The sequence below is a fragment of the Streptomyces sp. C1-1 genome, from assembly GCF_050214755.1.
Lineage (GTDB): Bacteria > Actinomycetota > Actinomycetes > Streptomycetales > Streptomycetaceae > Streptomyces.
Window position 1 is genome coordinate 9,083,146 of the sequence record NZ_CP189826.1, and the last position, 13,491, is coordinate 9,096,636.

The 13,491-nt window shown below is 74.8% G+C and carries 14 protein-coding genes; 13 read left to right on the forward strand and 1 reads right to left on the reverse strand.

The window, feature by feature from the left end; translation table 11 throughout:
• Positions 1–15: 15 nt before the first annotated feature.
• A complete protein-coding gene (locus tag ACQF4J_RS41310) occupies positions 16–876 on the reverse strand; it encodes a CBS domain-containing protein (protein WP_351567036.1) in 861 nt (286 codons plus the stop codon).
• Between the two features lie 184 nt (positions 877–1,060).
• Here ACQF4J_RS41310 and ACQF4J_RS41315 point away from each other — a divergent pair, with 184 nt between their 5' ends.
• From ACQF4J_RS41315 to ACQF4J_RS41375, 13 genes are all read left to right on the forward strand, one after another.
• Positions 1,061–1,513 carry a hypothetical protein gene (locus ACQF4J_RS41315; protein WP_351804175.1) on the forward strand — a complete coding sequence of 151 codons (453 nt, stop codon included), beginning with the start codon at positions 1,061–1,063 and terminating at the stop codon, positions 1,511–1,513.
• Positions 1,514–1,522: 9 nt separating this feature from the next.
• Positions 1,523–2,449, forward strand: coding sequence for a hypothetical protein (locus ACQF4J_RS41320; protein ID WP_427168093.1), 927 nt, complete (start codon positions 1,523–1,525; stop codon positions 2,447–2,449).
• The gene (locus ACQF4J_RS41325; protein ID WP_427168095.1) at positions 2,433–3,872 is read left to right on the forward strand and encodes a V-type ATPase 116kDa subunit family protein; all 1,440 of its coding nucleotides are present in this window, start codon (positions 2,433–2,435) and stop codon (positions 3,870–3,872) included. The genes ACQF4J_RS41320 and ACQF4J_RS41325 overlap by 17 nt, the downstream gene beginning before the upstream one ends.
• Positions 3,869–4,291, forward strand: a complete 423-nt coding sequence (locus ACQF4J_RS41330) for an ATP synthase subunit C (protein ID WP_351567027.1) — start codon at positions 3,869–3,871, stop codon at positions 4,289–4,291. Before ACQF4J_RS41325 ends, ACQF4J_RS41330 begins: the two co-directional genes overlap by 4 nt.
• 2 nt (positions 4,292–4,293) lie before the next feature.
• Entirely contained in the window at positions 4,294–4,515 is a 222-nt protein-coding gene (locus ACQF4J_RS41335; RefSeq protein WP_427168097.1) for a hypothetical protein, read from the forward strand.
• A gap of 109 nt (positions 4,516–4,624) precedes the next feature.
• The gene (locus ACQF4J_RS41340) at positions 4,625–4,756 is read left to right on the forward strand and encodes a hypothetical protein (RefSeq protein ID WP_427168098.1); all 132 of its coding nucleotides are present in this window, start codon (positions 4,625–4,627) and stop codon (positions 4,754–4,756) included.
• Entirely contained in the window at positions 4,753–5,280 is a 528-nt protein-coding gene (locus tag ACQF4J_RS41345; protein ID WP_427168099.1) for a hypothetical protein, read from the forward strand. The genes ACQF4J_RS41340 and ACQF4J_RS41345 overlap by 4 nt, the downstream gene beginning before the upstream one ends.
• The gene (locus ACQF4J_RS41350; RefSeq protein ID WP_427168101.1) at positions 5,277–7,013 is read left to right on the forward strand and encodes a V-type ATP synthase subunit A; all 1,737 of its coding nucleotides are present in this window, start codon (positions 5,277–5,279) and stop codon (positions 7,011–7,013) included. Before ACQF4J_RS41345 ends, ACQF4J_RS41350 begins: the two co-directional genes overlap by 4 nt.
• Positions 7,010–8,413: a V-type ATP synthase subunit B gene (locus ACQF4J_RS41355; protein ID WP_427168102.1), complete on the forward strand. Its 1,404-nt coding sequence runs from the start codon at positions 7,010–7,012 to the stop codon at positions 8,411–8,413. The genes ACQF4J_RS41350 and ACQF4J_RS41355 overlap by 4 nt, the downstream gene beginning before the upstream one ends.
• Positions 8,410–9,039, forward strand: coding sequence for a V-type ATP synthase subunit D (locus ACQF4J_RS41360; protein WP_351804185.1), 630 nt, complete (start codon positions 8,410–8,412; stop codon positions 9,037–9,039). The genes ACQF4J_RS41355 and ACQF4J_RS41360 overlap by 4 nt, the downstream gene beginning before the upstream one ends.
• A 271-nt stretch (positions 9,040–9,310) precedes the next feature.
• Entirely contained in the window at positions 9,311–12,130 is a 2,820-nt protein-coding gene (locus ACQF4J_RS41365) for a cation-translocating P-type ATPase (protein WP_427168103.1), read from the forward strand.
• Positions 12,127–12,786 carry a potassium channel family protein gene (locus ACQF4J_RS41370; protein WP_351567009.1) on the forward strand — a complete coding sequence of 220 codons (660 nt, stop codon included), beginning with the start codon at positions 12,127–12,129 and terminating at the stop codon, positions 12,784–12,786. The genes ACQF4J_RS41365 and ACQF4J_RS41370 overlap by 4 nt, the downstream gene beginning before the upstream one ends.
• Positions 12,783–13,439, forward strand: coding sequence for a potassium channel family protein (locus ACQF4J_RS41375; RefSeq protein ID WP_427168104.1), 657 nt, complete (start codon positions 12,783–12,785; stop codon positions 13,437–13,439). Before ACQF4J_RS41370 ends, ACQF4J_RS41375 begins: the two co-directional genes overlap by 4 nt.
• Positions 13,440–13,491: the final 52 nt, after the last annotated feature.

Sequence of the window (13,491 nt, forward strand, 5' to 3'; positions counted from 1 at the left end):
CCGACCGGCGCGTGCTCAGCCTGGGACGAGGTGGTCCACCACGGCGACGACGTCCGCGATCTGTTCCACCTCGGCGACCAGCTTGGGGATCCGTCCGGCGTCCAGCGAGCCGCTGAGCGTCACCGTCCCGTCGTGGACCTCGGCGTCCACCTGTGCCGGGTCGATGCCCAACTCGCCCACCACGACGCGGTGGAGGACCTCGGCGCGGATGGCCGCGTCGTCCCGCACCAGGGCGTGCAGCAGCTCGCTGCGGCTGACGACGCCCACCAGGTGCCCCTTGTGATCGGTGACGAACACCTGCCTGATCCGGGAACGCGAGGCGATGCGCGCCGCGTCGATCACGAGGGTCCACGAGTGGACGGTGAGCGCGGGCGCCGACATCAGCATGCCCGCCGTCACCCCCGCGCCCGCGTCACGCGGGTGCCGGCGCAGCATCCGGGCGAACGCGCCGGGGTGGTCGCCCGCGGTGATGGACGCCGCCCGGGCGAGCAGGTCGGACTCCGCGATCACGCCGATCACCCGCTGGGCCTCGTCCACCACGGGCACCGCGCCCGTCTGCCGACGCGCCAGCATCCGGGCGACGTCGAGGAACGGGGCGTCACGGGAGACGCCCGCCACCGACCGCCGCATGACGTCACGCACCCGCAGTTCCGCGGTCGTGTGTGCCTTGTGGTGGACGTGACGGGTCTCGGCGGCGTGCGTGCCGGCGGCGACCGGTGTCTCCAGCGCGGCCGCCGAATGGGACGCCATCGCCTGCAGATAGCGCACCATCATGTCCTGACGGACGTCCTCCACCGGCGACGGCTCGAAGGTCGGTACGGCATGCCGGGCTTCCACCGACGCGGCGGCGTGTTCTCGTGCCTCTCGGTCGCTCATGGCTACCTCCCAGCGTGCGTGGAGACCACACCCCTCCTGCTCTTACCGTCTCGCCGACGCGGTGGCCGCTGACAGGGCCGACCGGTCCCTTCCCCGGGGCGAAACAGCCCTAGAGGACCTTCGGCCGCCTTCGTAGCGTGAGAGTGGGCCACGGTGGGCTCCCGCGCCGGGTCCGGAGGTTCTCATGCCCGGGTTCCGCGAGTTCCGCATACGACTCCGGCCGGCCGGCTCGCCCGGTCCGGCCGCGCCGGGCGGTGTCCCCGCCGACCGGTCGGGCGAACTCATGGCCGAACTGCAGCCCGAGCTGACCCGGCTGGACGACACGGCGGCGGCCGCCGACCGCATCCGCACCGAAGCGGTCCACGAGGCCGACGAGCGTCGCCGTGCCGCGCGGCGGCAGGCCGAGGAGACGGTGCGGGCGGCGCGGGCGCGCGCCCAGGACGTCAGGAACGAGACCGCGGCCCGGATACGGCGGGAGGCCGCCGCCGAGGCCGAGCGGGCGGACGCCGAGTCGCGCCGAGAGACCGAGGCGCTGCGGGCACGGGCGCGCGCCCGAACCCCCGACCTCGCGGCCCGGGTCGTGGCCCGGGTCGCCGCCGACCTGGGCCTGCCCGCCGGGCGGGGCGGACCGGAGTAGGAGGCCGTGATGGGCGCCGGCTGGGTCGCGGGGGTGACACGGGCCAGGTCCATGGTCGTCGGACGCCTCGGCCCGGACGCCGCTCGCGAGCTGGCCGCTTCGGCCACCCTCACCGAGGCCCTGCGCGCCCTGGCCGGCACCCGCTACCGCAAGGTCCGCGAGACGGAGCCCGAGCCCGCCGCGGCGGGCCGCGCGGTCTCGGCCGCCCTCCTGTGGCAGCTGCGCGTGCTCGCCGGATGGCAGCCCCGGGCGGGTGTCGCCGCCCTGCGCCGGCTCGCCGCCGGCTTCGAGATCGCCAACACCCGCGACCATCTGCGCGCCCTGGCCGGGGAGCCACGCCCGGCGCCGTACCGCCTGGGCGCTCTCGCCACCGCCTGGCCGCGGCTGGCCCGGACGGCCGACGCGCGCGAGGTACGGGCCGTACTGACCGCGTCGGTGTGGGGGGATCCCGGCGGCGAGTCCGCGGCGTCGGTGCTGACCGGGATGCGGCTGTCCGCCGCCGCCGGGGTCGTGGCCGACCTGCCGCAGGCGGCCCGGTGGGCGGCGGGGGACACCGCGCTGCTGCTGGCGCGCGAGTCCTACCTCCTGGACCGCCCGCCGACCGGACGGGCCGCCGGACACGCCGAACGGATTCTCGGCCGGTCCGCCGTACGGGCCGTCTCCTACGACGACTTCCGCGCCCGCCTGCCCTCGGCGGCGCGCTGGGCACTGAAGGACGCCGGGCGGCCCGCCGACCTCTGGCGGGCCGAGGCCCGCTGGTGGTCCGTCGTGGAACGGGACGGCCTGGAGATGCTGCACCGGGCGGACCTCGGCGTGACCCCCGTCGTGGGCGCCATCGCCGTCCTGTCCGCCGACGCCTGGCGGCTGCGCGCCGCCCTGCTGGCCGCCGCGCACGAGGGCCGGGCCCGGGAGGCTTTCGATGACCTCCTGGAGTGAGTCCCCGATCCGCGCGGCACCGGTCCGTATGCAGCGGGTGGCCGTCGTCGCCCCCCGCGGCGCTCTTCGGGACGTCCTGGTGCGGGTCGCCGACGCCGGCTGCGTGGAACTGGACCACCCCGACGACGCGCCCCACGGCACCGGACCGGCCGCCCGGGCCCTGCAGGCGCTGCGCGCCGAAGCAGCCCCGCCCCTGCTGTCCGTCTCCCCTCCCGACCTTCGGGAACTGCAGGCAGAGGGCCGCGCCGACCTGCTGGCCGGCGAGGCACAGCTCGAGGCGCACCGGGCGGCCGCGGTACGGCGCGGACCGGCGGCCGCGCTGGCCGGCTGGTGCCCCGTGCCGGCCGTGCCCAGGCTCGGCGCCGACCTGGCCGACGCCGGCGGCGCCCTCGTACCCCTGCGGGCGCCGCGCGGCATCGACCCGCCCACCCTGCTGACCACCACGACGCCCGTCCGGCGTTCCTTCGGCCCCCTGGTGCGCACCTACGGCACCGTCCCCTACGCCGACATCGACCCCACGCTCCCCGCCGGAATCGCCTACGTCGTCATGTTCGGGATGATGTTCGGCGACGCCGGCCACGGCGCCCTGCTCCTCCTCGGCGCCCTGCTGCTGCGGCGCGGCCGCCCGCGCCGGCTCGCCGCACTGCGACCGCTGTGGCCCTTCGTCGCCGGAGCGGGGCTCACGAGCAGCCTGGCCGGGTTCGCCTACGGCGAGTTCTTCGGCCCGACCGGCGTGCTGCCGGTGCTGTGGCTGAACCCGCTGGACGAGCCCCTGCGGCTCCTGGCGAGCGCCGTCGCGTTCGGCGCGTTCCTGCTCGCCCTGGCCTACGCGGAGGGCATCGTCAACCGCTGGCGGGAGAGCGGGCCGGGCCGAGCCCTGTACGCGGCCTCCGGCATCGCCGGGGCGGCGGTGTTCCTCGGCCTCGCGCTCGCCGCCGGGGGAGTGCTGCTGCACACCCCGGCCCTCACCTGGACCGGAGCGGTGCTCGCCGTCACCGGACTGGTGCTGGTCGGCGCCGGGCTGACCGCGGAGTCGGGCGGCGGCGCCTCCGGCGCCCTGCAGACGGGCGTCCAGCTCTTCGACGTGGTGGTCCGCATCGGCTCGAACACCATCTCCTTCGCGCGGCTCGCGGCCTTCGGACTGACCCACGCCGCGCTCGGCGGCATCGTCTGGCAGGCCACCACGGGCCTGGCCGGCCGCGGCCCCCTGGCCCTGGCCGCCGCGCTCCTCGTCTTCCTCCTGGGCAACGCGCTCGCCTTCGCCCTGGAGGCACTGGTCGCCGGGATCCAGGCACTGCGCCTGGAGTTCTACGAACTCTTCTCCCGGGTCTTCGACGCCGAGGGCCGGCCGTTCGACCCCTGGCACGTGCCCACGGAGCCCACCCACGCACCCGTACGACACGAAACGGAGGTGACAACATGATCGCCTGGCTGATCGCGCTTCCCGTCCTCGTCGGAGCCTTCGCCGTCACCCGCCGACTCCTGCGGCACCGCGGCCGCGGGGCGCTGCGGGCCATCCTCGCGGTGGACGCGGCCCTGTTCGCCGGGGCGCTGGCGCTGCTGGTCGTCGCGCTGAGCGGCGGCGCGGCGCAGGCCCAGACGGCCACCGCCGCCGGGCAGAGCTCCGGCTCCGGTTCCGCGGCGTTCATCGGCGCCGCCATCGCGGTCGCCGGCGCCTCGATCGGCGCGGCGATCGCCGTCGCCTACACCGGCGCCGCCGCCCTGGCGGCGATGAGCGAACGCCCCGAACTCTTCGGCCGGGCCATGGTCATCGTCGGCCTCGCCGAGGGCATCGCCATCTACGGCCTGGTCGTCGCCGTCATCCTGCTCGGGAAGACCTGACCATGGGGCACATCGCGGCGATCGGAGAACCCCTGCGCATCCTCGGACTCGCGTCCGTGGGCGTCCTGCTGAGCCCTGCCGAGAGCCCGGACGCCGCACGCGCAGCCTGGCGGAACCTGCCGCCGGACGTGGACCTGGTCCTCCTCACACCGACCGCCGCCGACGCCCTCGACGCCGAGGCCGTCGAAGGCCAGGAGCCGCTCGTGGCGGTGATGCCGCCATGAGGACCCTGCCTCCGGCACTGGAGCCGGTGCGTGCGCGGTTGCCGCGTGCCGCGCGGGGTGACGCTGATGCGCTCGGTGGTCAGGTGGTGTTCGTGGTGGTGGTGCCGGTATGAGGAATCCGCCTGCGGCCTCGGCCGACGTCGCGCTGGCACCGGTGCGTGCGCGGTTGCTGCTTGCCGCGCGGGGTGAGGCTGATGCGCTCGGTGGTCAGGTGGTGTTCGTGGTGGTGGTGCCGGTATGAGGAATCCGCCTGCGGCCTCGGCCGACGTCGCGCTGGAGCCGGTGCGTGCGCGGTTGCTGCTTGCCGCGCGGGGTGAGGCTGATGCTCTGTTGGCCGCGGCCGATGCCGAGGTCCGGGCCGTGCTGGCCGAGGCCGACGGGCGGGCCGCCGCGATTCTGGACGAGGCCCGCAGGATGGGTGAGGCCGATGCGGCGGCGGCCCGCGACGCCGCCCGAGCCCGGGCCCGCCGGACCGCCCGCGCCCGCGAGCTCGCCGCCCGCCGGGAGTGCTGGGAGGAACTGCGCGCACGGGTGGTGGCCGGCGTCGAGGACTTGCGCCACGCGGACTCCTACCCGGCTCTTCGCGCCCGCCTGACCGCGCACGTACGCGCCGTGCTGGGCGTGGAAGCCGAGGTCACCGAGGCCCGGGGCGGGGGAGTGACCGGACGGACGGCCCACCGCAGGCTCGACTGCGGCCTGACCGCGCTCGCCCTGCGGGCGCTGGAGCGCATCGACGGGGAGGCGGAGGAGCTGTGGGCACCATGACGGACGTGTCGTCGGCGGACGGCCGCGTCCTGCGCGTCGCCGGCCCGCTCGTGGAGGCCGAGTACGTCACCGGCACCGCGATGAACGACCTGGTCGCCCTGGGCGAGGCGGAACTGCCCGGAGAGGTCGTCGCCATCCGGGACGGGGTCGTCACCGTCCAGGCGTACGAGTACACGGGCGGCCTGGCCCCCGGCGCGCGGGCCCGCCCGCTCGGCCGGCCCCTGTCCGCGCCGCTCGGCCCCGGCCTGCTGGGCGGGGTCTTCGACGGCCTGCTGCGCCCCCTGGCCACGGCCGGTGCCTGGCTGGAACCCGGCGCCGCCGGCCGCGGGAGCGGGCCGGCACGCCAGTGGGAGTTCGTGCCACGGGCCTCGGTGGGCGACCTCGTCGCGCAGGGCGACGTACTCGGGGAGATCCACGGCCCGGGACCCGTGCCGCTCAGGGTGCTGGTGCCGCCTGGCCGGTCCGGCGCCGTGGACCACGTCGCGGGCGCCGGCCACCACCCCGCCGACGCCGTCGTCGCGTCCGTCGCCGGCACCCCCGTACGCATGACCACCCCCTGGCCGGTCCGCACCCCCCGCCCCGTCCGCGAACGCCTCGACTCCCCCCGCGCCCTGGGCACCGGGCAGCGCGCCATCGACCTGCTCTTCCCGGTGGCCCTCGGCGGCACCGTCGCCGTCCCCGGCGGCTTCGGCACCGGCAAGACCGTGCTGCTGCAGCAGATCGCCAAGTGGTGCGACGCCGACGTCATCGTCTACGTCGGCTGCGGCGAACGCGGCAACGAGATGGCCGACGTCATCGACGAGTTCGGCGCGCTCACCGACCCGCGCACCGGCGGCCGGCTCGCCGACCGGACCGTGATCGTCGCCAACACGTCCAACATGCCGATGATGGCCCGGGAGGCCAGCATCCACACGGGCGTGACGGTCGCCGAGTACTTCCGGGACATGGGCCTGGACGTGGTCGTCATCGCCGACTCCACCTCCCGCTGGGCAGAGGCGCTGCGCGAGTTCGCCTCCCGCACCGGCGCCCTGCCCGCCGAGGAGGGCTACCCGGCCGGCCTCGCCTCGGCGATCGCCGCGTTCTACGAACGGGCCGGCGCGGTCACCACCCTCGGCGGCCGCGGCGGCTCGGTGACGGTCATCGGCGCGGTGTCCCCGCCCGGCGGCGACATGGCCGAACCGGTCACCGCGCACACCCAGCGCTTCGTGCGCTGCCTGTGGACCCTGGACCGCGAACTCGCCTACGCCCGCCACTACCCGGCCGTCTCCTGGGCGGAGTCCTTCTCCCGCGACGCCGAGGCGCTCGGCGCCCGCCGCGCCGCGACCGACGACCCGGACTGGCCGGCCCGGCGCGCCCGGGTCGCCGGTCTGCTCGCCGAGGCCGACCGGCTCGCCGACCTCGTCGACCTCGTCGGCATCACCGCGCTGCCCGCGCAGGAGCGCGTCAGCGTCCTCGGCGGCCGGCTCGTACGCGAAGGGGTCCTCCAGCAGAGCGCCCTGTCGCAGCGGGACGCCTACAGCGGAGCGGAGAAGACGGCCGCGCTGGCCGAGGCGGTCCTCGGCGTCGTCGACCGCTGTCGCGAACTGGCCGACGCCGGCGTGCCCGCGGCACACATCGAGGAGGCCGACTTCACGCCCGTACTGCGCGCCCGCGAGGCAGCGGGCCCGCACGACGCGGACACCGTGCGGGCACTCGGCCGGAGCATGCTCGACCGACTGGGGGAACTGACATGACGGACACGCGGGACACGCGGGACTGGGGCCTCGTCGAGTACACCTCCATCCGTGAACTGCGCGGCCCGCTCGTGGTCGTCGACAAGGTCGAGGGCGTCGGCTGGGACGAGTTCGTGCTGTTCACGCTCGACTCCGGCGAGCAACGGCACGGACTCGTCCTCGACGTCGACCGCGGCACCGCCGTCGTGCAGGTGCTGGAGGACACGGCCGAGATCGACCCGGAGCGCATCCGGGCCGCCTTCACCGGCACGCCGCTGCGGATCCCGGTGGGCCCCGGCTGGCTCGGCCGGGTCTGCAACGGCCGGGGCGAACCCCTCGACGGAGGGCCACCCGTCTTCGGCTCCACCACCTCGGCGGTCGGCGGCAACCCCGTCAACCCCGTGCGCCGCGAGCCCCCGGCCGAACCGGTGCTCACCGGGGTCAGCGCGGTGGACGCCCTGACGACCCTGGTACGCGGTCAGAAGCTGCCGGTGTTCTCCGCGGCGGGCCTGCCGCACCTGGAGCTGGCCGCGCAGATCGCGGCCCAGTCGACGGCCGGGGGAGAGCCGTTCAGCGTGGTGTTCGCCGCCATGGGCGTCACCCACGCGGACGCCGGGTTCGTGCGCGACGCGCTGGAGGAGCGCTCCGCGGCGGGCGAACTGGTACTGCTGCTCAACACCGCCGCGGATCCGGTGATCGAACGTATCCTCACCCCGCGCATCGCGCTGACCGTCGCCGAGCACCTGGCGTTCACCGGCGGCCGGCACGTGCTGGTGGTGATGACCGACATGACCAGCTACGCCGAGGCGCTGCGCGAGGTCTCCGCGGCCCGCGGCGAGATCCCGGCCCGTCGCGCCTACCCCGGCTACCTCTACAGCGACCTGGCGTCCCTCTACGAGCGCTGCGGACGCATCCGCGGGCTGCCGGGTTCGGTGACCGTGCTGCCCCTGCTCACCATGCCGGCCGGCGACATCACGCACCCCGTCCCGGACCTGACCGGGTACATCACCGAAGGACAGGTCGTGCTCTCCCGCGAGATGCACGCCAAGGGCGTCTACCCGCCGGTCGACGCCCTGTCCTCGCTGTCCCGGCTCATGCGCAAGGGCGCCGGCCCCGGCCGCACCCGGGACGACCACCTCGACGTCGCCGCCCAGCTGCTCGCCGCGCTGGCCCGGGCCCGCCAGGTCAGGGAGCTGGCCGACCTGGTCGGGCAGGCGGCGCTCAGCCCCACCGACCGCCGCTACCTGGTCTTCGACGAGGCGTTCGCGCACAACTTCGTCGACCAGCGCCGCGACGAACGGCGCACGCTGGAACGGACGCTGGAGCGCGCCTGGCAGGTGCTGCTCACCCTGCCGCGCAGCCAACTGTCCATGCTGCCCGCCGAGTTCCTCGACGCCCACGCCGCGCCGGAAGGCGGGTGAGCCGCGTGAAGGACCTGCGGACCCCGCCCGGCCGGGCCGGCCGGATGAGACTGCGCCACAGCCTGGACGTCGCCCGGCGCGGCGCCGACCTGCTCGACCAGAAGCTGCGCATCCTGCGCGCCCGGCACGAGACACTGCTCGCCGCCGAGGAGACCGCGCGCGACGCCTGGCACGAGCGCCTGCGGGAGGCCGAGACCTGGTTGCGGCGCGGGCTGCTGCTGGGCGGCGACGAGGCGCTGGAGGCGCCGGCGCCCGTACACCCCGCCGAGATCCACATCGTCCGGACCTCCACGATGGGCGTACGTCACCCGGAGAAGGCCACCTGCGTGCTGCCGCAACGGGAACCGGACACTCCGGCGCCCGCGAACACCGCGCTCGTCCACGCCGAGTCCGCCTACGCCGAGGCGGTACGGGCCGCCGCCGACCACGCGGTCGCCCGCGCCGCGGCACGCGAGGTCGGCGCGGAGGTCCTGCGTACCCGCCAACGCGTCCGAGCCCTGCAACGCCACTGGATCCCCCGCCTGGAGGACGCACTGGCCCGCGCGGACACCGCCCTGGAACAGAGCGAACACGAGGACGCGGTCCGCCGCCGCTGGGCCGCCCGCGCCCCGGACGACCGGGGGTGACGGGCCGCGGGGCACGGATCAGGCCTCGGGGCTGCCCACGTCCCGGGCCACCGGGTGTGACAGGACGCGGGGCCCCGGGCCGCGCCCGACCCGGCGTGACAGGCCGCAGGGCGCGGGGCACGGCCGCCTCCGGGCCTCCCACGACCGGACGAGCGGGCGTCGCCCGCGCCCGGATCCGCTCGGCCCCTCCCGGGGGTCACATGACCCATGGCAGCCGGGTGGTCGGCACGTCGAAGCTGGAGAGGTCGTCTCGGAGTCCGGAGGGCTTCCTGTGGACAAGGACAGCGTCGCTCAGCGGCTCGCACCCGGTCCGGAAAGCGGCACGGTGCCCGCACCCCGCGCATCCGGGCCCCCACTGCCCCGGCAGCGGGCCGACGAGGTGCTCGCCGAGCTCGGCACCTCGCGGCGGGGCCTGGCCGCCGCGGAGGCCGAGCGGCGCCGGCATTTCCACGGACCCAACGAACTGCCGCAACCTCGCCGCAGGGGACTGTGGCGACGCTTCTTCGCCCAGTTCACCGATCTGTTCGCGATCCTGCTGATCGTCGCCTCGGCCCTGACCTTCGTCGCCTACGCCCTGCAGGACCCCCGCGACGTGGGCAACCTGCAACTGGCCTTCGCGATCCTCGGCGTGGTGGTGCTCAACGCGGTCATCGGCTTCGTACAGGAGTACTCGGCGGAGCGCACCGCCCAGTCGCTGCAGGCGATGGTGCCGCACACCTGCCGGGTGCTGCGCGACGGCGAGCGCCTGGAACTGCCGACGTCCGCGCTGGTCCCCGGCGACCTCGTGGTCCTGGAGGCCGGGGACGCCGTACCGGCGGACTGCCGTGTCGTCGAGGGCCACGGCCTGATGGTCAACAACGCCTCCCTGACCGGGGAGAGCGTGGCCGTCGGCCGGGTGGAGGAGCCCACGACGGCCGCCACCGTCCTCGACTCCCGCAACTGCGTGTTCATGGGCACCACGGCGGTCTCCGGATCGGGCAAGGCGGTCGTGTTCGCCATCGGCGCCGACACCGAGTTCGGCCGGATCTACCGGCTCACCCAGGAGGCACCGCAGCAGCAGACGCCCCTGCAGCAGCAGGTGGCCTCCATGGCCCGCCGGGTGGCCGTCCTGGCCGTGGCCATCGGCCTGCTCGTCCTCGCCGTCCGCCTGCAGAGCGGACAGCCGCTGGTGTCCACGTTCGTCTTCGCTCTCGGCGTGATGGTCGCCCTGGTCCCCGAGGGACTGCCCGCCACCCTGTCGGTGTCCCTGGCCATCGGCGTCCGCCGCATGGCCCGCCGCCAGGCGCTGGTCAAGAAGCTGCTGGCGGTGGAGGCACTGGGCTCCACCACGGTGATCTGCACCGACAAGACAGGCACCCTGACCCAGGCCGAGATGACCGTCACCCGGCTGTGGAGCGGCGGGGCATGGCACGAGGTGTCCGGCGTCGGCTACGCCCCCGTCGGCGCCGTCACCGATCCGGAATCCGTACGGGACCTGTTGCGCGTCGGCGTGCTGTGCTCCGACGCCCGGCTGCTGGCACCGGACGAGCAGGCCGACTGGCGGGTCCTCGGCGACACCACGGAGGGCGCGATCCTCGTCGCCGCGGCCAAGGCCGGACTCGACCCGGCCACCGAGCGGGCCGCCGCGCCGCGCATCGCGGAGTTCCCCTTCGACCCCGTCCGCAAGCTGATGAGCACCGTCCACCGCACGCCCGAGGGCGACGTCGTGTGCGCGAAGGGCGCCCCCCAGGAACTCCTCGCCCGCTGCACGCACCTCCTCCAGGACGGCGTCTCCCTGCCCCTCACCGACGAGTTGCGCGCCGGTGTCACCGAGGCCAACGACACCATGGCCGCCCAGGGACTGCGCGTCCTGGCCGCGGCCCTGCGTCCCGTGACCTCGGCACCCGGCGACAGCGCGGAGGCCGAGTCCGGGCTGACCCTGCTGGGCCTCGTCGGCATGTTCGACCCGCCCCGGCCCGAGGTCTCCGCCGCCGTGGAGGCCTGCCGCAAGGCCGGCATCCGCATCGTCATGGTCACCGGCGACCACCCGCTCACCGCGGAGGCCGTCGCGCGCAGGGTCGGCATCGTCACCGGACCCGCCCCCACCGTGGTGACCGGAGCCCGGCTCGGCGAGATGGACGCGGGCGAACTCGACTCGGTGATCGCGGCGCCGGGAGAGCTGCTGCTGTGCCGGGTCAGCCCCGAGCACAAGATGCGGGTCGTGGCCGCCTTCCAGAAGCGGGGCGAGGTCGTCGCGGTCACCGGCGACGGCGCCAACGACGCCCCCGCGCTCAAACACGCCGACATCGGTGTCTCCATGGGCGCCGGCGGCACCGACGTCGCCCGCGAGGCCTCCGTCATGGTGCTGCTCGACGACTCCTTCGCCTCCATCACCGCGGCCGTCGAACTCGGCCGCTCCGTCTACCGCAACATCGGCAAGTTCCTGACCTACCTCTTCAGCCACAACATCGCCGAGCTCACCCCGATCCTGGCCGCCACCTTCGTCGGATTCCCGCTGGTCCCGCTGAGCGCCGTGCAGATCCTGGCGATCGACCTGGGCTCCGACGTACTGCCCGCCCTGGCGCTCGGCGCCGAGCCACCCGAGCCCGACACCATGGAGCGCCCGCCCCGCGGCCGGCGCGAACGGCTGTTCTCCGCCGCGCTCGTGCGCCGCTTCCTCTTCCTCGGCTTCGTGCAGTCCATCGGCGTGTGCACGGTCTTCTTCTGGCAGGTGCACTCCTCCGGCATCCCCTACGCCGACTTCACCACGGACACCCCCGCCTACCGCAAGGCCATCACCCTGACGCAGGCGGCCATCGTCGTCAGCCAGTTCTTCAACGCCCTGGCCGTGCGCACCGACCGCGAGAGCGTCTTCCGCGTCGGCCTGTTCTCCAACCCGCGGCTGCTGGCCGCCGGCTGCTTCGGAATCGCCCTGATGGCCGCCATCAGCTACGCGCCGCCCCTGCAGGCCGTCTTCAACACCGCGCCGATCTCGGCCACCGACTGGGCGGTGCTCACCGGCTTCGGGGTGCTGCTGCTGGCCGCCGAGGAAACCCGCAAGGCGTGGCTGCGCCGCACACCACCGCACCAGCCAGAGAGGAAACAGCCATGAGGGTCGTCATCGTGGGCTGCGGCCGGGTCGGCTCCGCCCTCGCCACCCGGCTGGTCAACGAGGGCCACGACGTGCGGATCATCGACCGCGAGCCGAAGACCCGCACCCTGCTGCCGGCCGGCTTCCCCGGTCAGGTCCTGCACGGCAACGGCTTCAGCCGCACCCTGCTGGAGGCGGCCGGCATCGAGCACGCCGACGCGTTCGTCGCGGTCACCTCCGGGGACAACACCAACATCGTCAGCGCCAGGACCGCCAAGGAGACCTACCGCGTGCCGATAGTCCTGGCCCGCATCTACGACCCGAGGCGCGCCGACATCTACCGAGATCTCGGTATCCCCACCATCGCCAGCGTCCGCTGGACGGTGAACCGGCTTCACGAGATGCTGCTGCACCGCCACCTCACCCCCGAACTCGGCTTCGGCAACGGTGAAACGCTGCTGCTGCGCTCCCAACTGCCCGCCCACCTCACCGGCCGGCGGCTGGGGGAGCTGGAGGTCGACGGCGAGATTCGGCTCGTCGAGGTCACCCGCGGCGGGCGCTCGTTCCTGCCGACGCGCAGCACCCCCGCCGAACCGGACGATCTGATCACCTTCGCCGTGTCCGCCGAGGCCCTGACCCGGTTGCGCGGCTTCCTCGACAAGGAGCTCGGCACATGAAGGTCATCGTCGCCGGCGCCGGCCGGCTCGGCAGGCAGGTCGCCCAGGTGATGGCGGCCGCTGGCAACCAGGTCACCGTCGTCGACCGCGACGACGACCGCGTCGCAGCCATCCACGACCGGCTGCCGGCGCGGCTGGAGGTCGGGGACGCCTGCGAACCCTCGGTCCTCGAACGCGCCGGCGCGCACTCGGCCGACCTCGTCGTCGCGACCACCGGGGAGGACGAGGACAACCTCGTCATCAGCCTCCTCGCCAAGCGCCAGTTCGGCGTCGAGAGGGTGGTGGCCCGGGTCAACGACACCGAGAACGCCTGGCTGTTCGACCGGAACTGGGGCGTCGACGCCGCCGTACCCGCCGCCATGCCTCTCATCTCGCTCATCGAGGAGGCCGCCGGAGCCACCGACACCGTCGCCCTGCTGCGGCTGAGCAAGTCCGGCGTGAACGTCATCGAGACCACCATCACGGCCCGCTCGCGCGCCGTCGGCCGCACGCTGGCGGACATCACGCTGCCGGCGAGCACCGTCCTCGCCGCGGTCATCAGGGACGGCGGCCCCGTCGTGCCGGCACCCGCGCTGGTCCTGCGGGCCGGGGACGAGATCCTCGTCGTGTCGCACGAGGCGACCGAGGACGAGGTGCACGCGGCCTTCCAGTGACGGTCGCGCGCGAACGGCGGCCGTCGGCGGGGGTGTCCCCGGCCGGCGGCCG